This window comes from Rhizobium sp. G187, assembly GCF_051549525.1.
In the GTDB taxonomy this organism is placed as follows: Bacteria; Pseudomonadota; Alphaproteobacteria; order Rhizobiales; family Rhizobiaceae; genus Allorhizobium.
Genome location: NZ_JBPUGM010000006.1, coordinates 97,085 through 119,198 on the forward strand (window position 1 = coordinate 97,085; position 22,114 = coordinate 119,198).

Consider the following 22,114-nt stretch of genomic DNA (forward strand, 5'->3'; position numbering starts at 1 on the left):
TGTCAACTCCGTACCAAACGAGACAAATCTGATGGCAGTCGCAGGACGAATGTCGACCCTACTCCCAAACGGGAGCGAACCGTTATCTCACCCCCGAGGTTCCGTGCCAAGGAGCGAACATGGGCAAGGCCAATGCCTTCGCCTGCCTGGTCCTGATGTCCGGATCGACGGAATAGCTCGAAAATACGTTCGTGATCATGGTCTGCGATGCCCCGTCCGTTGTCCTCAACCTCGATCCGCACCATATGCCGTCCTTCCGGCGTGGCGCGCACCTGCAGGGTCAGCGGGCGGTCGGGCTGCTTGTACTTGATGGCATTGTCGAAAAGGTTACCGACAATCTGTTCGAGCGAAAGACGGTCGGTCGTCAGTTGGTTGACGCCGATCGCGAGCTCGATCGTCCCGTTGCTTTCGCTGATCTGGTGGTAGACGCTGTTGCTGATGGTCTCCAGCAACGGTTTCAGCTCCACTGGTTCAGGCTTCAGCTGTCGTTTGCCGTCGCGCGATATCTTGAGAATTGCATTGATCAACCCGTCCATCTTGCGAGTCGATGAACGGATGAAGCCAATTGCTTCGGGCAGGTCTTCCGCGGCGGCGAGACGGGCCTCCTGTATTTCCTGCTCTGAAAGCGTCTTGCCGTCGTTCAGCACATAGGCTTGTAGCGCGCGCAATGACGTGTCCAGCTCGGCCGTAAAGCCCATGATGTTGACAAGCGGCGCGCGAAGGTCATGCGTGACGATATAGGCGAAACGCTGGATTTCCTGGTTCGCCTGCATCAGGTCTTCGGTCCGTTCGGCCACACGCTCTTCGAGGCCAGCGTTGAGTTGCTCCACTTCGACCCGCGAGGCAGCAAGCGCCCGTATGTGCTGGGCGACCACGAGCAGTGCGCCGCCCATCACCGCAATGATCGCGATGCCGCCCCCGATTGTGATCCACTGAAGCTGCCGCGTCGCCTTAAGCTGTTCCACGGTTCCGCTTTGAACATTCTCGTCGGACTTTGCCTTGAACATATCGAGAATGACGCGGATATCGGCCATCAAGACCCGTCCAAGGTCGGCCTCTGTGAGAGCGATCGCTTCATCGCGCTGGCCGCTCCGAACCAGGTTCACCGACTGGCCGAGTTCATTCAGCTTCGCATCGACCTTGCTGCGCAGTTCCAGAATGCGCTGTGCCTTGGCGGGTCGATCCTTTACGGCCTCTTCCAGCCTCACGAGTTGCTGGCGGATATCGCCGACCGAATCTTCGTAGGGTTTGAGGAAGAGTTCATCCTCTGTGATGACGAATCCGCGCTGTCCTGTCTCTGCATCGGTCAGCTTCTGCATCAGGTCAGCAGACATGCGGCGTATGTCGCGTTCCTGGAGGATGTAGGTGAATGTCTCCTGCGTTCGCTCGACCAGCCCGAATGTCGCGACGATGATGCCAACGAGGATGCCGGTGCCGATCAGCAGGAAAAGCAGGGTCGATCGGACGAAGCCGGATTGGGTCGCAGACATGAAACTCCCGGGGAACAAGGTAGGCGGAATGTCGTTGAACGCGCAGCCTGGCCCATTGTTCCATCGGGCTCGATAATTTTTATTCGCTGGCTGTACGCCTCAGGAAACCTGTATGGCGATGACCACGGCGGCAATGGCGATGATCCAGAGTGCAACGCGGCCGAGCCGGGTATGACGGGCCTCGGCACGTCCGATGCGCTCTGCCGTTTCTTCGTCGAAACGAAGGCCGTGCTCGCTCATCCGCATGATCTCGCCATGGAGCTTTTCCGTCTTGGCGGCGATCTCCGGCAGGGCCTCAGCGAGCCTGAGCGCAGCCTTGGCCCCGTCCTTCAGATCCGTTGCGATGCGCTTTGGCCCCAGATTGTCGCGAATCCACTGCGAGACGACCGGGTCGGCTGCCTTCCACATATTGAAGCGGGGGTTCAGGATGCGTGCCACACCTTCGACGACCACCATGGTCTTCTGCAGCATCACGAGTTCCGGCCGCGTCTCCATGTCGAAGATTTCGGTTACTTCGAACAGGAGGGTCAGCAGCTTGCCCATCGAAATAGTCTCGGCCGGCTGTCCGTGGATCGGCTCCCCGATTGCCCGGATTGCCTGGGCAAACGAGGAGATATTGTGGTGTGACGGCACATAGCCGGCCTCGAAATGCACTTCAGCGACGCGCAGGTAGTCCCTCGTGATGAAGCCAAACAGGATCTCCGCGAGGAAGCGGCGCTCTTTCTTGCCGAGACGGCCAGCAATGCCCATGTCGACGGCGACGATCATGCCCGCCGGATCGACGAAAAGATTGCCCGGATGCATGTCGGCATGGAAGAAGCCGTCGCGCAGCGTATGGCGCAGGAAAGACTGGATCAGGGTATCGGCAAGCGCGTCGAGGTCGTGTCCTGCCGCTTTCAAGGCGTCGACATCCGACATCTTGATGCCGTCGATCCATTCCATCGTCACGACATCGCGACCGGTGCGCTCCCAGTCGACTTCGGGAACGCGAAAACCCGGATCGTTCTTCGTATTTTCGGCAATCTCCGACAAGGCAGCGGCTTCGAGCCGAAGGTCCATTTCGACCTTTGTGGTCTGCTCAAGCGTTCTCGTTACCTCGACCGGACGCAGACGGCGGGTATGCGGCAGGAAGCGCTCCTGCAGATGCGACACCAGATACATGGCCTCAAGGTCGTCAGCGAAACGCTTGCGCACGCCCGGGCGGATGACCTTGACCGCGACCTTGCGGCGCCCTGATGGACCGGCGACCTCGGCCGGATGAACCTGGGCGATCGAGGCGGCGGCAATTGGCTCGCCGAATGCGGCGTAAAGATCCTCGACCGGTCGTCCAAGCGATTCCTGGATTGTGGTCCTGGCCGCGGACGTCGGGAAGAAGTCCATGCGGTCTTGGAGACCCGCCAGATCTTCGGCGAAATCGGCACCGACAACATCGGGTCGGGTGGCAAGGAACTGGCCGATCTTCACGTAGGATGGTCCCAGGCGCGCCACGGCGCGTGCAAGGCGGTCGGAGCGTTCCGCGGTTTTCGCGCGGCTGCGGGCAAGTGGCGCGACGGCGGCTTTGGCAAGGCTCACGATTGGAGGAAGGCCTTCTGACGGAAGCGCTGCCACAACGCCCTCCCGGACCAGCACCCAGCCGACCTGCGCCAGGCGGAAATATGCTCCAATAGTGCTCATAGGAATTAGATCTTCCAGCCGGAATGCAGGGCCGCGATACCGCCGGTATAGTTGGTGAAGCGCACGCTGGAGAAGCCGGCTCGCTCGATCATCCGGGCAAAGTCAGACTGGTTCGGGAATTTGCGGATCGATTCCACCAGATACTGGTAGGGCTCGGCATCACCCGTGATCATCTTGCCGAAGCGCGGGATCGCGTTGAAGGACCAGGCATCATAGACCTTGTCCAGCAGCGGCATTTCCACCTCGGAGAATTCGAGCACCAGCAACCGTCCGCCGCGCTTCAAGACACGGAAAGCTTCAGTCAGCGCCACGTCGATATGCGGTACGTTTCGAATGCCAAACGCGATCGTATAGGCGTCGAAGGTATTGTCCTCGAAGGGCAGGCTCTCGGCATTGGCCTCAACAAAGGTGAGGTTTTGGGCGAGACCCTTCTTTTCGGCACGCTCGGCGCCGACGCCCAGCATTGAGCCGTTGATATCGAGCACGGTCGCATGCGCCTTGCGCCCCGATGCCTCAACAATCCGGAAGGCGATGTCACCGGTGCCGCCAGCAACATCCAGGACCTTGTAGTTTTCGTCTTTGCGCGGATTGAGCGACGAGACCATGGCGTCCTTCCAGACGCGGTGCAGGCCGGCCGACATCACGTCGTTCATGATATCGTAGCGCTTCGCCACCTTGTGGAAGACATCGTTGACCAGGCCCTGCTTTTCCTGCTCGTCGACCTGGCGGAACCCATAGGAGGTTTCCATGCCGCCATCGGCGGAAATGCGGCTTGCAGTCATCGGTTCACTCCACAGTACGGACAAGGTTGGGCGGGACCATAGCGAAAAGGGTTCTCACGCGCTATCTGCGCAAGTGAACCCGCTTCAAGGCTGGTCTATAGACCGTAAAACAGGCGCTTCAAACAGAAAGATGGGCTGAAATGCCGGAATTGCCAGAGGTAGAGACAGTCCGTCGCGGCCTGGCGCCGACGATGGAAGGTGCGCGGCTTGAGCGACTTGAGCTGCGCCGACCCGACTTGCGCTTCCCCCTGCCGCGCGATTTTGCCGCAAGGGTGGAGGGCCGCCGGATTGCATCCCTCTCGCGCCGCGCCAAATATCTGCTCATTGACCTGGACGATGGCGCAACCGTGATTGCCCATCTCGGCATGTCCGGTTCCTTCCGCATCGAAGAGGGGGCGGCGGCGAATATGCCGGGCGTCTTCCACCACGAGCGCAGAAAGGACGAAAAGCACGATCACGTCCTCTTTCATCTGGAGCGCGCAGAAGGCCCTGTCCGCGTCATCTATAATGACCCCCGCCGCTTCGGCTTCATGGATCTCGTCAACCGTACCGAACTCGACGATTACCCCGCTTTCCGCGAACTCGGCCCAGAGCCTGTCGGTAACCGGCTGTCGGCGGAATACCTGGCCACCCGCTTTGCCGATCGCAGTCAGCCCTTGAAGAGTGCGCTGCTCGATCAGAAGGTCATCGCCGGTCTCGGCAACATCTATGTCTGCGAAGCGCTCTGGCGCTCACACCTGTCACCCACCCGCAAGGTCTCGACCTTGGTGACCAAGACCGGCAAGCCGAAGCCGGAACTGACGCTGCTTGCGGATTCCGTCCGCGAGGTTATCGCCGATGCGATCGAGGCGGGCGGCTCCTCGCTGCGGGATCATATCCAGACGGATGGCACGCTGGGCTACTTCCAGCACTTCTTCCGCGCCTATGACCGCGAAGGGAGGGAGTGCCTCACGGATGGTTGTGGCGGTACCGTCGAAAGGATAGTTCAATCCGGCCGCTCGACATTCTATTGTCGCCGCTGCCAGAAGTAGCGCCGCAAGCGCCAGCCAGGGAGAGAGACATGTCCTTCGAAACGCTGTTGACCGAACGCCGCGACCGGGTCGCGATCATCACGCTCAACCGACCCCAGGCGCTGAACGCGCTCAATTCGACCGTGATGCGCGAACTGCGAGAATTGCTCGGCGAGCTGGAAGCCGACGCCGGCATTGGTGCTGTGGTGCTCACCGGCTCCGAAAAGGCCTTCGCCGCCGGTGCCGACATCAAGGAGATGCAGTCGCTCGATTTCGTCGACGCCTATACCGGCGGCTTCATCGGCGGCTGGGACGAGGTTGCCGGCTTCCGGAAGCCAATCATCGCAGCGGTCTCCGGCTTTGCCTTGGGTGGCGGCTGCGAGCTTGCCATGATGTGCGACTTCATCATCGCGTCTAAGACCGCGAAATTCGGCCAGCCCGAGATCACCCTGGGCATCATTCCCGGCATGGGCGGATCGCAGCGTCTGACCCACGCCATCGGCAAGGCCAAGGCCATGGATCTCTGCCTCACCGGCCGGATGATGGATGCGGTCGAAGCCGAGCGCGCCGGTCTCGTCGCCCGCCTGGTCGAGCCTGAGCGTCTACTGGACGAGGCGGTGGAAGCGGCAACCAAGATTGCATCCTTCTCGCTGCCATCTGTGCTGATGGCCAAGGAAGCCGTTGGCCGCGCTTTCGAGCAGACATTGACGGAAGGCCTGCGCTCCGAGCGCCGTCTCTTCCACTCGCTGTTTGCCACCGAGGACCAGAAGGAGGGCATGGCCGCCTTCGTCGAAAAGCGGAAGCCTTCCTTCCGCAACAGATAAGCGCAAGGGAGGGCGCGATTCCTGCAGAATCCGCGTTGACGCAATCGCGCTTTCCCGCTATATGCCCGCCCACGGTTGAGAACACCCCTGCGGTTTTCTCATGAAACAGCTCCCCACGTGCTGAGACAGCAGGTCGCTCCGACCCGATGCGGCCATGGTGGGCTTTGGTTTGAATTCGAAGAGAGGCATCCATGGCCAACACAACTTCGGCGAAGAAGGCGACCCGCAAGATCGCTCGCCGCACTGCAGTCAACAAGGCTCGTCGTTCGCGGGTCCGTGGTTTCATCCGCAAGGTCGAAGAAGCAATCGCTTCTGGTGACGCAGAGGTTGCAAAGGGCGCCCTTCAGGCAGCCCAGCCAGAGATGCAGCGTGCAGTCACCAAGGGCGTGGTTCACGCCAACACGGTGTCGCGCAAGATCTCGCGTCTCGCAGCCCGCGTTAAGGCTCTGGCCGTCTAAGTTTCGACACTTTTTCGCCTGAATCTGACAAGCCCGGCTTTTCGCCGGGCTTTTTGCGTTGCTTTCGATTGATACAAAAATATCGGCGATGAACGATATGGTTCATTCTGTGACTTGTCATTTGCGTGACAGAAAAATTCTTTAATTTTCAGTAACTTAATCGAGGTACTTCGTGTGGTGGGCGCTCGGAGGGAGGCGAGACTCGGCAGTATGCGAGTCAAGCGAATTTTTATTTTTTCGCCGTTCGCCCCCACGGAAATGCCCGGAAATGTGAATCCCTTTGATTCGACAGGGATTCTTTTCCGTCTGAATGTGACGCAAAAATGAAGTACAAAGAGTCAATGGCCACGGCTTACATTTGCTTAAAAATCACAGTTGATCTTGGCTTTTGATCCTGCGTAAATGGATCTCAGCAAGGGGCGCGGGACTGGCAACTGAGCCAATCCGGAAGGTTTAAACCGACCGGGCGCGTCGACCTTGCTGAGGCGGAATGTTTCCATTCCGTGTTCTCAAAAATGTGTCGGCATTGCATCGGAAGCGTCCGCGCTTCCGCATGATGGCGGCTTTGTACTCGTGTGGTTGGAAACAATCATAAGAGGCATCTGGATCTGTATGTCGAGGATGCGATCCGCGTTTGGAAATTGACGTCGGCGGGGGCCGACGAAAGTCTCGAGAGAGCTTTTGGCTGAAGCTTGATCGAGTTGGGGACTGCCGGTTCGTGCGCGAGCCGGCGCATTATGAAGCGCTGTCGGGTGGCCCAAGAACGCCCGACGCCTGGACTGTTTGGAAGGCGGCAATATGCATATGAAATCGATGACGGCCGGTGCATTGGCTAACGAGGACAATGCACGGACGGCGCAGGTCGCCGTGTGCTCCACAGGGGCAGAGGAAAATGCCGAAATGAACCACAATGCTCTGTTCGAGCGTTTCAGCCTCCGCCTCAAGGCGCAGGTCGGTCAGGACGTCTATCAGAGCTGGTTCGGCCGCTTGAAGCTGCACTCGGCGTCGAAGAGCGTTGTACGCTTGACCGTCCCGACGGCATTCCTGAAATCCTGGATCAACAACCGTTATCTCGACCTGATCACCTCTATCTTCCAGGCGGAAGATGCGAGCATCCTGAAGGTCGAAATCCTGGTGCGCAGCGCAAGCCGCAGCACCCGTGGCCCGGCAGCAGAGGAGCGTCCGCCCGTGGGCGAGACGACCGCGACGCCAGCCGTGCGCCGCAATGGCCCGCAAAGCGTAGCCCAGATCGCAGCCGTTCCGGCAACCAACACGGCAACGACCCGGTCAAGCTCGGCCAGCCCTCTGTTCGGCTCGCCGCTGGATAGTCGCTACACCTTCGATTCCTTCGTCGAGGGCGCGTCCAACCGCGTGGCGCTTGCCGCCGCCCGCACCATTGCCGAGGCCGGTGCTGGCGCTGTCCGCTTCAATCCGCTGTTCATTCATTCGTCTGTCGGTCTGGGCAAGACCCATCTGCTGCAGGCAATCGCCAATGCCGCCGTGCACAGCCCGCGTGCTCCGCGTGTTGTCTACCTGACGGCCGAATACTTCATGTGGCGCTTTGCCACCGCTATCCGCGACAATGATGCGCTGACCCTCAAGGACTCGCTGCGCAACATCGACCTCCTGATCATCGACGATATGCAGTTCCTGCAGGGCAAGATGATCCAGCATGAATTCTGTCACCTGCTCAACATGCTGCTCGACAGCGCCAAGCAGGTCGTGGTTGCCGCCGACCGCGCACCGTGGGAACTGGAATCGCTCGATCCCCGAGTCCGCTCGCGCCTGCAGGGCGGCGTCGCCATCGAAATGGAAGCGCCTGACTACGACATGCGGCTCGACATGATGAAGACCCGGCTTGCTTTGGCCCGTTCCGAAGATGCTTCGCTGGACATTCCGGTCGAGATCCTCGAGCACGTGGCGAACAATATCACCAGCAGCGGACGAGACCTGGAAGGCGCCTTCAATCAGTTGCTCTTCCGTCGCTCCTTTGAGCCTAACCTGTCGATCGAGCGCGTCGACGAATTGCTTGCGCATCTCGTTGGCGCCGGTGATCAGAAGCGGGTGCGCATCGAGGACATCCAGCGCGTTGTGGCCCGACACTACAATGTCTCGCGCCAGGAACTGGTATCAAACCGCCGCACACGCGTTATCGTCAAGCCACGCCAGATCGCCATGTATCTGTCGAAGACGCTGACGCCGCGCTCCTTCCCCGAGATCGGTCGCCGTTTCGGCGGGCGCGACCACACGACGGTTCTGCATGCCGTCCGCAAGATCGAAGAGCTGATCTCGGCCGACCAGAAGCTGTCGCAGGAAATCGAACTGCTCCGCCGTCTGATCAACGAATAAGTTGGGCGTCGGCCCAGCAATAACCCATCCCGTCGATCGAAAGATCGGCGGGATTTTTATTTGGTCTACGGGTTCGTGAAATATCTTGCCAGGCAGCAGCGGATCAGCTGGCGAGATCTGCGACCACGGCGTTGAGGACCAGCATGCCTTTCGGCGTGCAGCGCAGCCGTGAATTGCCGAGCCGCTCGACAAAACCCTGGTCGATCAGGAACTGTTCGCGGTCCGGGTCGGGGTCACGGCCGGCGAGTTGCTGCCAGCGGGCAAGATCCAAGCCTTCGCGCAGCCGCAAGCCCATCAGCAGGAGTTCGTCTGCCTGTGCCTCGTCATCGAGGTCTTCGCGGTCGATGATGCCATCACCATTCACTTCCACGGCGGAAAGCCAGGTCTCCGGATGTCGTTCGGTGGCTGTCGCGATCTTTCCGCCACGCTGTGTCAGCCGTCCATGCGCCCCCGGGCCGATGCCGGCATAGTCGCCGTAGCGCCAATAGGTGAGGTTATGCCGGCTTTCCGCTCCCGGTCGGGCGTGGTTGGAAACCTCATAGGCCGGCATGCCGAAACCCTGGGTAATCTCCTGTGTCGCCTCGTAGAGGGTGGCGGCATGCTCTTCGTCGGGCACGATCAGTTTGCCGGCCTTGTGCAATCCATAGAAAGCGGTGCCTTCCTCGATTGTCAGCTGGTAGAGTGAAAGATGATCAACCGCATAGGAGAAGGCTTCCTTCAGCTCCTGCGCCCAAGCGTCGACGGACTGGTTTGGCCGCGCGTAGATCAGATCGAAACTCATGCGCGGGAAGATATCGCGGGCGAGTCGGATGGCTTTGAGCGCGTCTGCCACGTCATGCAGTCGGCCGAGGAATTTGAGGTCGGGATCGTTGAGCGCCTGAACACCGAGCGAGACGCGGTTGACGCCGGCTGCGCGATAGCCGCGGAACCGCGTCGCCTCAACACTCGAGGGATTGGCCTCCATCGTCACTTCGATGCCAGCAGGCACGTGCCAACGCGCTGCGATGCCATCGAGGATCGCCTCGACCGTCCGGGGGTCCATCAACGATGGTGTGCCGCCGCCCATGAAGATGCTGGTGACGGTCTTGGGGCCGCTTAACGACCGAACCGCATCCATCTCCCGCAGAAAAGCTGCTGCGAAACGCTCCTGGTCGATCGCCTGGTGCCGGACATGGCTGTTGAAGTCGCAATACGGGCATTTGGCCGCGCAGAAGGGCCAGTGCACATAGATGCCGAAACCCGGTTCACCGGTGTCGGGGAGAAGGGGGGCATCCGTGAGCACGGCGGTTTACGCCTCCAGACAGGTTTCGACGAAGAGCTTGAAGGCGCGGGCCCGATGCGAGAGTGCCTCTGCATCGCCGGGCTTCCAGCCATGTTTCTCGTCCGAGGTCATCTCGCCGAAGGTCCGTTCGTGGCCGAGGGGCTGGAAGATCGGGTCATAGCCGAAGCCCGCCGTCCCGCGTGGAGCGGAGGCGACAAAACCCTCGACCTCACCACGGAAGAACTCCGTGTGCCCGTCCGGCCAGGCAAGGCACAGGACGCTGACGAAACGGGCAGTCCGCTGGGCAGCTTGCGTGGCACCGCGCTCCTGCAGGGCCGCCTCTACCTTGTCCATCGCCATGGCAAAGTCACGGCTGCCATCCTCGCGCTCGGCCCAGTTGGCAGTGTAAACGCCCGGTGCGCCGTCGAGTGCGTCGATGACAAGGCCGCTGTCATCGGACAGCGCCGGCAGGCCTGAAGCTCTGGCAGATGCCAGAGCCTTGATTGCCGCATTCTCTTCGAAGGTCGTGCCTGTTTCATCCGGCTCGACGAAGGCGAGGTCCTTCGCCGACTTCGCCGAGAAACCGAAGGGGCCAATCAGATCAGCGATCTCGGCGATCTTGCCAGCATTGTGGCTGGCAACAACGATGGTGCGGGTATCAAGTTTGCGCATGCTGTCCTCAGAGGTTCCGGGGCAGGCCGTCTGCCCGACGCTTGGCAAAAATGCCCCGCGCTGAAAATCGCGGGGCAATCCGTGCTGTCAGCCGATGGCCTGCTTCTGCAAGCCGACCAGTTCGTCGATACCGTTGCGGGCGAGGGAGAGCAGCGTCAGGAACTCCTCCTGGCTGAAGGGTTTGCCTTCGGCCGTTCCCTGGATCTCGACGATCCCGCCTGATCCGGTCATGACGAAGTTGGCGTCCGTTTCCGCAGCCGAATCCTCGAGGTAGTCGAGGTCGATTATCGGTTGGTTGGCGAAGATACCACAGGAGATGGCGGCGATATGGTCCTTCAGGACCTTCTCGACCTTCACCATGTTGCGGGCCTCCATCCACTTCAGGCAATCATGCAGGGCGATCCACGCACCGGTGATTGCGGCGGTACGGGTGCCGCCGTCGGCCTGGATAACATCGCAGTCGATGGAGATCTGGCGCTCGCCCAGCGCTTCGAGGCTGACAACGGCGCGCAGTGAGCGACCGATCAACCGCTGGATTTCCTGCGTTCGGCCGCTTTGCTTGCCGGATGCGGCCTCGCGCTTCATCCGCTCACCCGTGGCACGCGGCAGCATGCCGTATTCTGCCGTCACCCAGCCTTTGCCGGAATTGCGCAGCCATGGCGGCGTCTTGTCTTCCAGGCTTGCCGTGCACAGGACATGCGTATCGCCAAACTTCACCAGGCAGGAGCCTTCGGCATGTTTGGAAATGTTGCGCTCGAATGAAACCTTGCGCATTTGGTCTGTTTTTCTGCCGGATGGCCGCATCATCATCTCCTCGTGTATCCGTTGCCTTCTAAGGTTGGCAGCCGTCATTTGCAAAGGAAAACCACGAAGCAAGCAGATGCGCTGCCGGCAACGAAAGTGCTTTTTCATTGCTCGCGGAGGCCCTATAGTCTCTGTCATGATAGTAGCCACGCCCGCCCGAACGCGATGAAGCCATCATCCGAGATGACACCTGCCGACGTCTTTGCGTCTCTGGACGATCGCTCTAGGGAAGTGTTCCGGCGCATCGTTGAGACCTACCTGGAATCGGGAGATCCCCTGGGGTCGCGCAATCTGTCGCGCTTGCTGTCGATGTCGCTTTCGCCGGCGTCGGTCCGCAATGTCATGAGCGACCTTGAAGATCTCGGCCTGATCTATGCGCCGCATGTGAGTGCCGGCCGACTGCCGACGCAAGCCGGACTGCGCTTCTTCGTTGATGGCTTCATGCAGGTCGGGGATCTCTCGGAGGAGGACCGTGGCAGTATAGAGCGCCAATTGCGGCCCGTAACGCCCGATCACTCCATAGAGGCGATGCTTTCGGAGGCGAGCCGTCTTCTGTCCGGCCTTTCGCGCGGGGCAGGGCTGGTGATCTCGGCGAAGAACGACCCTGTACTCAAGCATGTCGAATTCATCCGCCTTGAGCCAACCAAGGCGCTTGCCGTGTTGGTCGGCGAACAGAACCAGGTCGAAAATCGTATCATCGAGTTGCCCGCCGGCGTGACGGCATCGCAACTGACAGAGGCGGCCAATTTTCTCAATGCCAACCTGACGGGCCAGACATTGCCCGAATTGCGCGGGCAGTTGGAAAAGCTGAAAGTGCAGGTCTCGACGGAACTAGACGCGCTGTCCCAGGATCTGGTTGAGCGGGGGCTTGCCGTCTGGTCCGGAAGTGCTGCGGAAGATATGGCCACCCGCCTCATCGTCCGCGGTCATGCCAATCTGCTGGAAGGTGTGGCAGGTGCGGACGATCTCGATCGGCTGCGGTTGCTATTTGATGATCTCGAGCGCAAGGAGAGCCTGATCGAGATCCTCAATCTTGCTGAAACGGGACCGGGTGTCAGGATCTTCATAGGTTCGGAAAACAAGCTGTTTTCGCTTTCCGGTTCGTCGCTGATCGTCGCCCCCTACCGGGACGGAGACAATCGCATCGTTGGTGCAGTCGGCGTCATTGGTCCAACCAGGCTCAACTATTCGCGTGTCGTCCCCATGGTCGACTACACCGCGCAGCTGATGGCGCGGCTGTCGCGCGCTGGCCGTTAGCCGGGCATTCGCGGCAAAGCCTTGATTTTTTCAAGTGAAACCCTGATATCGGGCTCAAATTCGAAACCTCCCGGTTCGAATAGGCAATCTATCCGGAGAACGTCATGACCGAAGATACAACGAAGAACGGACCTGACGCGGCAGCCGCAGAGGCGCACGCAACCGAGGCGCTCGCGGACCAGCTGGCGCCTGAAACTGAAACGGTTAACGAGACCGAAGCGGATCCGACCGAAGCGCTGCGGGCCGAAAACGCAGACCTTCGCGACCGTTTCCTGCGGCTTGCAGCCGATATGGACAATCTGCGTCGCCGGACCGAGCGCGAGATCAAGGACGCCAAGTCCTATGCAGTGACCGGTTTTGCCCGTGACATGTTGTCGGTGTCCGACAATCTGCGCCGTGCAATCGAAACCTTCCCTGAAGAGGCCCGCGCTGCAGCCGATGCAGGCGTCACTGCGCTGATTGAAGGCGTCGAGATGACCGAGCGCGGCATGCTGGCGACGCTTGAGCGCCATGGCGTGCGAAAGATCGAGGCTGAAGGTCAGAAATTCGATCCGAATTTCCACCAGGCTATGTTCGAAGTGCCGAACCCGAACGTTCCCAACAACACCGTCGTCCAGGTTGTCCAGGCCGGATATGCGATCGGCGAGCGGGTTCTGCGACCGGCCATGGTCGGCGTTGCCAAGGGTGGCCCCAAGGGTGATGCCACCGGCGACGACGCCGCAAAGGCTTGAAAGCGGATTTCAGACAAAGAAAAAGCGCCCACTGGGCGCTTTTTTTAATCGCATGACAGTTTGTCCGTCAGGCCGCGTTCGAGGTCTGCTCTTCGTTCAGGAAGGTATAGATTGCCGACGCGGAATCAGTGGCGCGCAGTTTGTTGACCAAATCCTGATCTCGCAGCACGCGTGCGATGCGCGATAGGGCCTTCAGATGATCTGCGCCCGCACCTTCCGGTGCGAGAAGTAGGAAAACGAGATCAACGGGCTGGTCGTCGAGCGCCTCGAAATCGATTGGTGTCTCGATCCGTGCAAAGACGCCGGTGATCTTGCTGATCTTGTTCAGTTTGCCGTGTGGGATGGCAATGCCATTGCCGACGCCGGTCGAGCCGAGCCGCTCGCGCTGCAGGATGACGTCGAAGATTTCCCGTTCGGGAATATCCGTCAGCTTCGAGGCCTTGGCCGCAAGTTCCTGAAGAAGCTGCTTCTTAGAATTCACGCGTAGGCTGGGTATCACAGCATCCTGGTGCAGCAAATCTGCCAAGGCCATATCAATTTCCTTCATGCTTCAAAGCCGAGGCGGGCGCTGGGCTTAACACCCTTCGCCCGCCGGCCGACTCGTCAGCCTTTGATGTTGGCGGAATCGATCCACCCGATATTACCGTCATTGCGACGATAAACGATATTCAATTGTTCATTTCCCGGGCTTCTGAACAGAAGAACGGGCTCATCCGTCATATCAAGAGCCATGACCGCGGTCGCGACCGACATCGTCCGAAGCTTTTTCGTGCTCTCCGCAACAATGGCCGGCGCATAATCCTCGGGCACCTCGTCGTGTTCCTCGGCAAGGGAGTCCATGACCGTGTAAGCCACCTCGATCGAAGAATTCGCCACGCCATTGGCGTGATGATCCTTCAGTCGACGCTTGTAACGACGCAGACGCTTCTCGACACGCTCAAAAGCGGTATCGAATGCTACCTGCGGATCGTTCGCTTCGCCTGCAGCATGCAGGTTGGCGCCGGTATCGAGATGCACCAGGCAATCGGCTGCGAAGCGAGAATTCGACTTCGACACCACGACTTGCCCGGAATACCCTCCGTCGAAGTACTTCGTAACGGCGTCCTGGATCCGCTCCTCGATCCGCTGGCGGAACGATTCACCGATTTCCATCTGTTTGCCGGATACACGCACACTCATGGAGTTTCCCTTCTTATGTTTGGTTTGCCCGGCTATTTTACGCCATGCGCGGTCCGCGTCCAAGCTTTTCGAACGATCGGTGCGTGTGAAGTATGTTCCTGGGCGTTTCCTTGGGAATTTTCCGCAGTCAGCAGAGTGCGCTGTTGATTGCGGCGCGCTTCTACCCACCGCTGCCCAAAATGTCAACGACCCGTTAATACCGGGCACTTTGAGGGTTAACGCCTAAACGGCCCCGGCCTTGACGGCGGCTCGCTTTTCGCGCCGTCTCTGGACGGAGGAGGGGATATTCATCGCCTCCCGATATTTGGCCACCGTCCGGCGGGCGAGATCCACGCCGGTTGACTTGAGCGACACCACGATGTCGTCGTCCGAAAGTACGGCTTCCGGGCTTTCCTGTGCGATCAGCGTCCGTATCCTGTGTCGAACGGCCTCCGCGGAATGACTGTCCCCGCCTTCCGCGGAGGCGATCGAAACGCTGAAGAAATACTTCAATTCGAACAGTCCACGCGGCGTCATCATGAACTTGTTGGTCGTCACGCGACTGACGGTGGATTCGTGCATCTTGATCGCATCGGCCACGGTCTTCAGATTGAGCGGTCGCAGATGCCCGACGCCATGGGTGAGAAAACCCTCCTGCTGGCGCACGATCTCGCTCGCGACCTTCAGAATGGTCTTGGCCCTCTGGTCAAGGCTGCGTGTAAGCCAGTTGGCAGTCTGGAGGCAGTCCGAGATGAAGCCTGCATCTTCATTGCCTCTTGTGGCCGTGGCCGACACTTGGGTCATGTAAGCGTGATTGACGAGCACGCGTGGCAAGGCATCAGGATTGAGCTCGACCCTCCAGCCTGACGCTCCATCCGCACGCACGACAATGTCCGGGGTCACGGACTCCGTCACGCTGTGCTCGAAGCCGCTGCCCGGCTTGGGGTTAAGCTTGCGGATTTCACTCAGCATATCGAGGAGATCCTCCTCGTCGACGCCGCAGATCTTCTTCAGTGAGGCGAAATCGCGTTTTGCCAGCAGTTCGAGATTGTCAACAAGCCCGGCCATGGCGGGGTCGAAGCGGTCACGCTGCTTGAGTTGCAAAGAAAGGCATTCGCCGAGCGATCGCGCAAAAACACCAGTCGGCTCGACACCATGCAGCTGGGTCAGGACCGCCTCTATCTCGGAGACAGGTTTGCCAAGGCGACCGGCGATTTCGTCGAGATCCGCGCGCAGATAGCCAGCTTCGTCGAGATGGTCGAGCAAGATGGAGGCGATCAGGCGTTCGGCTGCTGTGCTGACGAGAAAGGGAATCTGCAGTTCAAGATGGTCGCGCAGGCTTACCTGTCCGGCAACGAACTCGTCCAGATCGTAATCGTCGCCATGAGGGGAGGAGGCCCCGGGCATCGATTTCCATTGCCCGAGCAATTCCGGCGCATCGAGCCGCTGGCTGCTGCCTTCGTCGGCAAAGGCCATATCGTAGTTTGTGTCGAGGCGGTCGTTCAGGTTGTCGCTGGCTCCAGACTCGTACCAGTCACTTGCAAGAGCCGGTGCCTGGGCGACCTCGTCCCGTTCGGACGTGACATCGCTGCCTGTTGTGTGCCTGTCGCTAAATTCGGCAATATCGATGCCTGCATCACCATCATCTGCCGCCATTTCGAGCAGCGGATTGCGTTCCACCTCTTGAGCAATGAACTGCATCAACTCAAGATGCGTCATCTGGAGCAGTTGGATCGACTGCACCAGCTGCGGTGTCATCACCAAAGACTGGTTTTGTCGCAGGAAAAGATTGGCGGATAAGGCCATGCCGGACGCTAAACTCCCCTACAATCCTCCGAGGCGCCCGTCGATCAAGACAGGCGAAATCCACTTGGCCCAAAAATTGCTTTTTATTACAGCTTGGTCAAGTCACTCGGAGGCTGGAGGCGGATAATTCGTGGCAGCCGTCAAAGACTGAATTTGTCGCCGAGATAAAGACGGCGGACATCCGCATTGTTGACGATGTCATTGGCGCGGCCATGGGTGAGAACCTCACCGGCATGGATGATATAGGCCCGATCAATCAGGCCGAGTGTCTCGCGGACATTATGGTCGGTGATCAGGACGCCGATGCCGCGAGCCGTCAGGTGTCGCACAAGGTTCTGGATGTCGGACACGGAGATCGGATCGACGCCGGCAAACGGTTCATCAAGCAGCATGAATGTCGGATCGGTCGCAAGCGCGCGGGCGATTTCCAGGCGGCGGCGCTCACCGCCGGACAAGGCGACAGCCGGTGACTTCCGAAGACGCTGAATATGGAATTCATCGAGAAGCTCGTTCAGCTTCGCTTCGCGCTTCCGCTTGTCCGAAATATGGACCTCAAGCACGGCCTTGATATTGTCTTCGACGGACAGACCGCGAAAGATGGATGCTTCCTGGGGCAGGTAACCAACGCCAAGGCGGGCGCGACGATACATTGGCATCGATGTCACGTCGTAGCCGTTGAGCGAGATCGTCCCAGCATCGACCGGGACGAGACCGGTGATCATGTAAAAACAGGTTGTTTTGCCGGCGCCGTTCGGGCCCAGCAGGCCAACCGCTTCGCCACGACGAACGACGAGCGATGCGCCGTTGACCACGCGCCGGCCGTTATAGGTCTTGGTCAGGCCATGCGCGATCAGCGTGCCTTCGTAGCGCGCGCGATCGGCCGACTGGCCGTCCGGGACGGCGGCGGCTTTGGACCGGGAGAAGAATGGAAGCTGCACGTTCACGCCGGTCCGTTATTTCTTCTGGGATTTAGGGTCGAGCTGGATCTGGACGCGACGGCCGCAGCTGTCGAGTTTTGCCTGGCCGGACGTCATCTGGACGGTCAGTTTGCAGCCGACAAAGACGTTCTGTCCTTCGGAAAGCACGACACGGTCGCCTTCCAGAACGAAGACCTGGGCGACGAGATCGAAGCGCCCCTTGTCGGCCGTCGCCTGCTGGGTTCCGGAAGACAGGAACACCTTGCCGTCGACGTCGATCTTGTCGATGTCGGCATTGCCCTGGGTCACGGACGTGCCTTCGCCCTGGTAAAGGACCGTCATCGTTCCGGCCTGCAGCGTGGTTGCGCCCTGGACGACCTTCACATTGCCTGTGAAGAAGGCCTTGCGCTCGGCTTCGCGGATCTCAAGCTGGTCGCTTTCGATCTGGATCGGTTGATCGTTCGACAGTTTCAGACCGTTCATCTGGCGGTCGGTAGATTGAGCCATCGCAAGGGCCGGCAGACAGGCTGCAAGAAGGGAGCCCATCACGATGCTGGCTTGAAGACGCTGTTTGGTTGAGCGGTATGTCATTGCTGGACGGCTTCCATAGACCGGTTGGAACGGAGGGATGCGGGATCCAGATTCAGTCTGACATCCCCGGAGAAAATCATTGTTTTTCCCTTATCCTTCATATTGAGGGAGTTCGCAACAATCGCTGCGCCCTTGGTCTGGATCGCCACCGGATCGTCGGTCTCCATCGAGCCACCTGCAATGTCGAGACGGGCAGAATTGAACTGCGCATCGATGCCGCTGCTGAGGTTCAAGGTGAAGGGCTTGTCCAGTGTCAGGAAATTGGCGGCGCGGTCGAAGGTCCCGCTCTGGGCTTCGACCCGCGCGATAACCTTGTCGCTGACCGGCACGGCAGCCGAAATCGTATCAAGTGTGATCAGGTTCGGATTCTTCATGTCCTGAAGCGCCCGCTCGGCCCGCATCGAATAGCGCACACCTTCGGAATTCCGCCCGGCAATCGCCGGTTTCGCCATGACCACCTTGCCATCTTCAATCTTGGCGGATTCGATCTGGATTTCCTCCGGCATCAGGCTTCGGACGAAAGAGACGCCAGCGAAAACAACAGAGACCACGAGCGCCGCCAAGGGCAATACGATACGCAACCGTCTCACGCGGGCCGAATGGTGGACCGCCTGACGATAGGCTCGGTCACCGGCCGAGACGCCGCTTCCCTGGCTTTTCTCCGATGTCGTCTGCAGCATGTTCCGGATACCTGTTGGTCGCGCGATTCGCGGGACGGGCGTTTCAACGCCGTCTCCGACCTTTCGCATTTAAATCGTGGCTTGCCAATAGAAAGGAGGTCAAGTGGGCCTCTTCAAGGGCGAGTTGCCCTATGCCGTGATGATGCGGAGAAATTGAGACCGGCCACCAATCGTCGGTGGCGCTGTCGAGGGACTGGAAAACTTGGCCCGGCACTGTTAAGTAGTTCCTTGACTGTGCTTTTTCGCTTTGGCACCTTGGCGCCAGGCAATTCACAACAGGCGAGCATGTCACAACAGGTATGGGCAGGGGGTCCGCGTGATTAAGTCGGAATTGGTGCAGATCGTCGCGGCCCGCAATCCGCATCTCTATCATCGTGACGTTGAGAATATCGTCAATGCCGTGCTGGACGAGATCACCGATGCGCTGGCCGGCGGAAATCGCGTCGAGCTGCGTGGGTTCGGTGCCTTTTCGGTGAAGAATCGTCCGTCACGCTCCGGACGCAATCCACGAACCGGCGAAACGGTGTTCGTTGAAGAGAAGTGGGTGCCTTTCTTCAAGACGGGCAAGGAATTGCGCGAACGGCTCAATCCGGGCATGGGCGATGACGACGACGAGGCGTGACGCCTTTTCGCATTGAAAATTTCCTCCCCGACTTTACCTTGGGGCAAACGAGGGCTCGGATCGGGCCCTCGAGCCGTTCTGGGAGACTTTAGATGATACGCAGATTGCTGACCCTTTTGGTTGTCCTGCCGCTCGGCCTGGTGCTGATCGTGCTCTCTGTGGCCAATCGGCAAACTGTGCGCCTGGCCCTCAATCCCTTCGATCCGGCAGACCCCGCTCTTTCCGTGGCGTCCCCACTCTTCGTGCTGCTGATCCTCGCGGTCATGCTCGGCGTGGTGATTGGTGCAGCCGTCATCTGGTTCTCGCAGGGCAAGCATCGCAAGCAAGCCCGGACGCAGTCCCGCGTGGCCGCCCAGTGGCAGGCGGAGGCCGATCGGCAGAAGAACCGTGCCGAGCAGATTGCGGGTGCCGGGCTCCCAGCCCTCGAGGCGAAATAGCGATCGGCAAAACAGCTTTGCGCAATTTCCCCGCGATGCTATGGGCAGGCGGAATTGCAATAAAAGCCACGGATAGGATCAGGTGAAGGACAAGCAACGGCGCCCGGGCGCGAAGCCATTCGAAGCCGGAAAGGCGAAGGGACGCGGCAATGACAAGCCGCACGCCGGCAGGCCGGGTGCGAACCACACGCGTGGGCCGAAATCCGCATCCTCAGACGCGGCATCCCGCGCGAAGGTGGCGGCGGCCCCTGATGCAGCCGCAGCCACAGAGCCGCAGCGATTGCTTACCCGTAGAGCCGGCGACCTACCCGCAGAGCGCGTTCCGCTGATCCTGGAATCCACCGGAGCCGGCGATTTCCACCTGATTGACAGCGGCGACGGTCTCAAGCTCGAGCGCTACGGATCCTACAGCATCGTGCGCCCGGAAGCGCAGGCCCTGTGGCAGAAGTCACTGCCGGCCCATGTCTGGGACAAGGCGGATGCGGTTTTCACAGGCGATACCGACGAAGATGGCATGGGTCGCTGGCGTTTCCAGCGAGAGGCTCTTGGCGAAACCTGGCCGCTGTCTTTGCTGGACATTGATTTTCACGGCCGTTTCACCGCGTTTCGCCATGTTGGCGTCTTCCCTGAGCAGATCGCTCACTGGTCGTGGATGAAGCAGCGGATCGAGGAGGCCGGGCGTCCGCTGAAGGTCCTGAACCTCTTCGGCTATACCGGCGTTGCCTCGCTCGTCGCGGCTGCTGCCGGTGCCGAGGTGACGCATGTTGATGCGTCGAAAAAGGCAATCGGCTGGGCACGCGAAAATCAGTCGCTGAGCCGGCTCGACAAGGCGCCGATCCGCTGGATCTGCGAGGATGCGATGAAGTTCATCCTGCGGGAGGAGCGCCGCGGCAACCACTATGACATCATCCTGACCGATCCGCCGAAATTCGGCCGTGGTCCGAATGGCGAGGTCTGGCACCTTTTCGATCATCTGCCGCTAATGCTCGATGTTTGCCGCGAATTGCTGGCCCCGAAGGCTGTTGGCCTCGTCCTGACCGCCTATTCGATCCGCGCCAGCTTCTATTCGATCCACGAACTGATGCGCGAGACGATGCGCGGCAAGGGCGGTCTGGTCGAGTCCGGGGAGCTTGTGATCCGCGAGGCAGGCCTTGACGGCAAGACGCCGGGCCGCGCCCTTTCGACCTCTCTTTACAGCCGCTGGGTGCCGAAATGACTGACGACTACCGCCACGATGGACCGCGCCGGGTTGGGCAGGTGAAGGAGGTCACCAGCCTCGCCAACCCGATCATCAAGGACATAAAGGCCCTCTCTTTGAAGAAGGCGCGCGACGAGAGCCGGACCTTCCTGGCGGAGGGGCTCAAGCTTGTGATCGATGCGCTCGATCGCGGCTGGACAATCCGCACCCTCGTCTATGCGAAGGCTGGCAAGGGCAAGCCGCTGGTCGAGAAGGTTGCCGCCCGCACGGTCGCGTCTGGTGGTCTGGTGCTTGAGGTCAATGACAAGGTCATGTCGTCGATCACGCGCCGCGAAAACCCGCAAATGGTCGCGGCCGTCATCGAGCAGCGCTGGACCGCGCTCAAGGATGTGAAACCCAAGGAGAACGAGACCTGGATCGCGCTTGACCGCGTACGGGATCCTGGCAATCTGGGTACTATCATCCGAACCGCAGATGCAGCCGGTGCAGCCGGCGTCATTCTGGTGGGCGACAGCACCGATCCGTTTTCACTCGAAACAGTGCGCGCGACCATGGGGTCGATGTTCGCTCTGCCACTGGTCAAGACGACAGTTGCCGACTTCCTGAAGTGGAAGAAATCGGTCGATGCGCGCCTCGTTGCCACCCATCTCGCCGGTGCTGTTGATTATCGCACGATCGACTACCGGTCGAAGCCGGTCATCCTGATGATGGGTAATGAGCAGTCTGGTTTGCCGGATGAGCTGGCGGGAGCGGCAGACAAGCTCGCGCGCATTCCACAGGTCGGAACGGCGGATTCGCTTAATCTGGCAGTGGCCACCGGCGTGATGCTGTTCGAGGTGCGTCGGCACCTGCTGACCCTCGATGGAGCGAAGTAAAGCATGCTTGCCGTTTTCAACCGGCCGCTGCCGGTCATCCTGTTTATTGGTATAGCCCTTCTGCTCGACCAGGTGATCAAGTATGCGGTGGAGATCTATCTGCCGATGCATGAACTGGTTCCCGTGCTCCCGTTCTGGGCCCTTTATCGAACCCACAATCTCGGCGTTGCCTTCTCCATGTTGTCGCATCTCGACGGTTGGTTCATCGTCGGCATGCGCCTCACCATCGTTGCCTTCGTGCTCTGGCTCTGGCGGAAGACGGCTGCGGATCAGCATTTCGCCCATCTCGGCTTTGCCATGATTATCGCGGGGGCGCTTGGCAACCTGATCGACCGGTTCACTTACGGCTACGTGGTCGACTATATCCTGTTCTACACAGATACTTGGTCCTTCGCGGTCTTCAATCTGGCCGACAGTTTCATTACACTCGGCGCCGGCTGCATTGTTATTGACGAAATCATCCAGCATCGTCGGGCCAAGACGCCCAAGGCATGATCCGGGCCGGCGTCTCTGTCACT

At 59.9% G+C, this 22,114-nt stretch carries 23 protein-coding genes; 11 read left to right on the plus strand and 12 right to left on the minus strand.

Annotated features, from left to right (window positions below):
- Window positions 1–2 precede the first annotated feature (2 nt).
- The 3 genes from ACSV9I_RS17425 to ubiE all read right to left on the minus strand — a co-directional run bounded on the left by ACSV9I_RS17425 (window position 3) and on the right by ubiE (window position 3,946).
- On the minus strand, window positions 3–1,490 hold the full coding sequence (locus ACSV9I_RS17425) for a sensor histidine kinase (RefSeq protein ID WP_438330111.1): 1,488 nt from the start codon (window positions 1,488–1,490) through the stop codon (window positions 3–5).
- Between the two features lie 99 nt (window positions 1,491–1,589).
- Complete coding sequence (gene ubiB, locus ACSV9I_RS17430; RefSeq protein ID WP_438330112.1) at window positions 1,590–3,164, minus strand: 2-polyprenylphenol 6-hydroxylase; 1,575 nt, start codon at window positions 3,162–3,164, stop codon at window positions 1,590–1,592.
- A gap of 5 nt (window positions 3,165–3,169) precedes the next feature.
- Window positions 3,170–3,946 (minus strand): bifunctional demethylmenaquinone methyltransferase/2-methoxy-6-polyprenyl-1,4-benzoquinol methylase UbiE, encoded by a 777-nt coding sequence (gene ubiE / locus ACSV9I_RS17435; protein WP_438330113.1) that lies wholly within the window; start codon window positions 3,944–3,946, stop codon window positions 3,170–3,172.
- Between the two features lie 140 nt (window positions 3,947–4,086).
- Between ubiE and mutM the strand changes: the two genes are divergently transcribed.
- The 4 genes from mutM to dnaA all read left to right on the plus strand — a co-directional run bounded on the left by mutM (window position 4,087) and on the right by dnaA (window position 8,587).
- Entirely contained in the window at window positions 4,087–4,977 is an 891-nt protein-coding gene (mutM, locus tag ACSV9I_RS17440; protein WP_438330114.1) for a bifunctional DNA-formamidopyrimidine glycosylase/DNA-(apurinic or apyrimidinic site) lyase, read from the plus strand.
- A 29-nt stretch (window positions 4,978–5,006) separates the two neighbouring features.
- Window positions 5,007–5,780 carry an enoyl-CoA hydratase gene (locus ACSV9I_RS17445; RefSeq protein ID WP_054156290.1) on the plus strand — a complete coding sequence of 258 codons (774 nt, stop codon included), beginning with the start codon at window positions 5,007–5,009 and terminating at the stop codon, window positions 5,778–5,780.
- 191 nt (window positions 5,781–5,971) lie between these two features.
- Entirely contained in the window at window positions 5,972–6,238 is a 267-nt protein-coding gene (rpsT, locus tag ACSV9I_RS17450) for a 30S ribosomal protein S20 (protein ID WP_054156289.1), read from the plus strand.
- Window positions 6,239–7,036: 798 nt separating this feature from the next.
- Window positions 7,037–8,587: a chromosomal replication initiator protein DnaA gene (dnaA, locus tag ACSV9I_RS17455; protein ID WP_438330115.1), complete on the plus strand. Its 1,551-nt coding sequence runs from the start codon at window positions 7,037–7,039 to the stop codon at window positions 8,585–8,587.
- Window positions 8,588–8,690: 103 nt separating this feature from the next.
- On the opposite strand, the gene hemW is transcribed toward dnaA, so the two are convergent.
- From hemW to rph, 3 genes are all read right to left on the minus strand, one after another.
- On the minus strand, window positions 8,691–9,869 hold the full coding sequence (gene hemW / locus ACSV9I_RS17460) for a radical SAM family heme chaperone HemW (protein WP_438330116.1): 1,179 nt from the start codon (window positions 9,867–9,869) through the stop codon (window positions 8,691–8,693).
- Between the two features lie 6 nt (window positions 9,870–9,875).
- Window positions 9,876–10,520: an RdgB/HAM1 family non-canonical purine NTP pyrophosphatase gene (gene rdgB / locus ACSV9I_RS17465; protein WP_438330117.1), complete on the minus strand. Its 645-nt coding sequence runs from the start codon at window positions 10,518–10,520 to the stop codon at window positions 9,876–9,878.
- Window positions 10,521–10,607: 87 nt separating this feature from the next.
- Window positions 10,608–11,324, minus strand: a complete 717-nt coding sequence (gene rph, locus ACSV9I_RS17470; RefSeq protein WP_438330118.1) for a ribonuclease PH — start codon at window positions 11,322–11,324, stop codon at window positions 10,608–10,610.
- A gap of 183 nt (window positions 11,325–11,507) precedes the next feature.
- Between rph and hrcA the strand changes: the two genes are divergently transcribed.
- Entirely contained in the window at window positions 11,508–12,581 is a 1,074-nt protein-coding gene (gene hrcA, locus ACSV9I_RS17475; protein ID WP_054156285.1) for a heat-inducible transcriptional repressor HrcA, read from the plus strand.
- A gap of 104 nt (window positions 12,582–12,685) precedes the next feature.
- Window positions 12,686–13,312, plus strand: a complete 627-nt coding sequence (gene grpE / locus ACSV9I_RS17480) for a nucleotide exchange factor GrpE (RefSeq protein WP_054156284.1) — start codon at window positions 12,686–12,688, stop codon at window positions 13,310–13,312.
- A gap of 67 nt (window positions 13,313–13,379) precedes the next feature.
- Here the strand turns inward: grpE and ptsN are convergent, their stop codons facing one another.
- The 6 genes from ptsN to lptC all read right to left on the minus strand — a co-directional run bounded on the left by ptsN (window position 13,380) and on the right by lptC (window position 18,464).
- A complete protein-coding gene (gene ptsN / locus ACSV9I_RS17485) occupies window positions 13,380–13,844 on the minus strand; it encodes a PTS IIA-like nitrogen regulatory protein PtsN (protein ID WP_438330119.1) in 465 nt (154 codons plus the stop codon).
- Window positions 13,845–13,915: 71 nt separating this feature from the next.
- Window positions 13,916–14,491: a ribosome hibernation-promoting factor, HPF/YfiA family gene (gene hpf, locus ACSV9I_RS17490; protein ID WP_054156283.1), complete on the minus strand. Its 576-nt coding sequence runs from the start codon at window positions 14,489–14,491 to the stop codon at window positions 13,916–13,918.
- Window positions 14,492–14,713: 222 nt separating this feature from the next.
- A complete protein-coding gene (gene rpoN / locus ACSV9I_RS17495) occupies window positions 14,714–16,276 on the minus strand; it encodes an RNA polymerase factor sigma-54 (protein ID WP_438330120.1) in 1,563 nt (520 codons plus the stop codon).
- A 140-nt stretch (window positions 16,277–16,416) separates the two neighbouring features.
- Complete coding sequence (gene lptB / locus ACSV9I_RS17500) at window positions 16,417–17,214, minus strand: LPS export ABC transporter ATP-binding protein (protein WP_054156429.1); 798 nt, start codon at window positions 17,212–17,214, stop codon at window positions 16,417–16,419.
- 15 nt (window positions 17,215–17,229) lie between these two features.
- Complete coding sequence (locus ACSV9I_RS17505) at window positions 17,230–17,739, minus strand: LptA/OstA family protein (protein WP_438330235.1); 510 nt, start codon at window positions 17,737–17,739, stop codon at window positions 17,230–17,232.
- A 41-nt stretch (window positions 17,740–17,780) separates the two neighbouring features.
- Window positions 17,781–18,464, minus strand: coding sequence for an LPS export ABC transporter periplasmic protein LptC (gene lptC, locus ACSV9I_RS17510; RefSeq protein ID WP_054156428.1), 684 nt, complete (start codon window positions 18,462–18,464; stop codon window positions 17,781–17,783).
- Between the two features lie 316 nt (window positions 18,465–18,780).
- On the opposite strand from lptC, the gene ACSV9I_RS17515 reads away from it, so the two are divergent.
- The 5 genes from ACSV9I_RS17515 (at window position 18,781) to lspA (ending at window position 22,091) form a co-directional block, all read left to right on the plus strand.
- Window positions 18,781–19,086 (plus strand): integration host factor subunit beta, encoded by a 306-nt coding sequence (locus ACSV9I_RS17515; RefSeq protein WP_054156280.1) that lies wholly within the window; start codon window positions 18,781–18,783, stop codon window positions 19,084–19,086.
- Window positions 19,087–19,178: 92 nt separating this feature from the next.
- Entirely contained in the window at window positions 19,179–19,523 is a 345-nt protein-coding gene (locus tag ACSV9I_RS17520; RefSeq protein WP_438330121.1) for a LapA family protein, read from the plus strand.
- An 82-nt stretch (window positions 19,524–19,605) separates the two neighbouring features.
- Window positions 19,606–20,739: a class I SAM-dependent methyltransferase gene (locus ACSV9I_RS17525; RefSeq protein ID WP_438330122.1), complete on the plus strand. Its 1,134-nt coding sequence runs from the start codon at window positions 19,606–19,608 to the stop codon at window positions 20,737–20,739.
- A complete protein-coding gene (locus ACSV9I_RS17530; protein ID WP_054156277.1) occupies window positions 20,736–21,596 on the plus strand; it encodes a TrmH family RNA methyltransferase in 861 nt (286 codons plus the stop codon). Before ACSV9I_RS17525 ends, ACSV9I_RS17530 begins: the two co-directional genes overlap by 4 nt.
- A gap of 3 nt (window positions 21,597–21,599) precedes the next feature.
- Window positions 21,600–22,091 carry a signal peptidase II gene (gene lspA / locus ACSV9I_RS17535; RefSeq protein WP_438330123.1) on the plus strand — a complete coding sequence of 164 codons (492 nt, stop codon included), beginning with the start codon at window positions 21,600–21,602 and terminating at the stop codon, window positions 22,089–22,091.
- Window positions 22,092–22,114: the final 23 nt, after the last annotated feature.

Excerpts from the sequence above, each read along its gene's own strand:
- ACSV9I_RS17520 (WP_438330121.1), top strand. The coding sequence starts at position 19,179 with ATGATACGCAGATTGCTGACCCTTTTGGTTGTCCTGCCGCTCGGCCTG.
- rph (WP_438330118.1), bottom strand. The coding sequence starts at position 11,324 with ATGCGGCCATCCGGCAGAAAAACAGACCAAATGCGCAAGGTTTCATTC.
- ACSV9I_RS17445 (WP_054156290.1), top strand. The coding sequence starts at position 5,007 with ATGTCCTTCGAAACGCTGTTGACCGAACGCCGCGACCGGGTCGCGATC.
- ACSV9I_RS17425 (WP_438330111.1), bottom strand. The coding sequence starts at position 1,490 with ATGTCTGCGACCCAATCCGGCTTCGTCCGATCGACCCTGCTTTTCCTG.
- lptC (WP_054156428.1), bottom strand. The coding sequence starts at position 18,464 with ATGCTGCAGACGACATCGGAGAAAAGCCAGGGAAGCGGCGTCTCGGCC.
- dnaA (WP_438330115.1), top strand. The coding sequence starts at position 7,037 with ATGCATATGAAATCGATGACGGCCGGTGCATTGGCTAACGAGGACAAT.
- rpoN (WP_438330120.1), bottom strand. The coding sequence starts at position 16,276 with ATGGCCTTATCCGCCAATCTTTTCCTGCGACAAAACCAGTCTTTGGTG.
- hrcA (WP_054156285.1), top strand. The coding sequence starts at position 11,508 with ATGACACCTGCCGACGTCTTTGCGTCTCTGGACGATCGCTCTAGGGAA.
- hpf (WP_054156283.1), bottom strand. The coding sequence starts at position 14,491 with ATGAGTGTGCGTGTATCCGGCAAACAGATGGAAATCGGTGAATCGTTC.
- ubiE (WP_438330113.1), bottom strand. The coding sequence starts at position 3,946 with ATGACTGCAAGCCGCATTTCCGCCGATGGCGGCATGGAAACCTCCTAT.
- lspA (WP_438330123.1), top strand. The coding sequence starts at position 21,600 with ATGCTTGCCGTTTTCAACCGGCCGCTGCCGGTCATCCTGTTTATTGGT.
- rdgB (WP_438330117.1), bottom strand. The coding sequence starts at position 10,520 with ATGCGCAAACTTGATACCCGCACCATCGTTGTTGCCAGCCACAATGCT.
- ubiB (WP_438330112.1), bottom strand. The coding sequence starts at position 3,164 with ATGAGCACTATTGGAGCATATTTCCGCCTGGCGCAGGTCGGCTGGGTG.
- ACSV9I_RS17505 (WP_438330235.1), bottom strand. The coding sequence starts at position 17,739 with ATGGGCTCCCTTCTTGCAGCCTGTCTGCCGGCCCTTGCGATGGCTCAA.
- rpsT (WP_054156289.1), top strand. The coding sequence starts at position 5,972 with ATGGCCAACACAACTTCGGCGAAGAAGGCGACCCGCAAGATCGCTCGC.
- mutM (WP_438330114.1), top strand. The coding sequence starts at position 4,087 with ATGCCGGAATTGCCAGAGGTAGAGACAGTCCGTCGCGGCCTGGCGCCG.
- grpE (WP_054156284.1), top strand. The coding sequence starts at position 12,686 with ATGACCGAAGATACAACGAAGAACGGACCTGACGCGGCAGCCGCAGAG.
- ptsN (WP_438330119.1), bottom strand. The coding sequence starts at position 13,844 with ATGGCCTTGGCAGATTTGCTGCACCAGGATGCTGTGATACCCAGCCTA.
- ACSV9I_RS17530 (WP_054156277.1), top strand. The coding sequence starts at position 20,736 with ATGACTGACGACTACCGCCACGATGGACCGCGCCGGGTTGGGCAGGTG.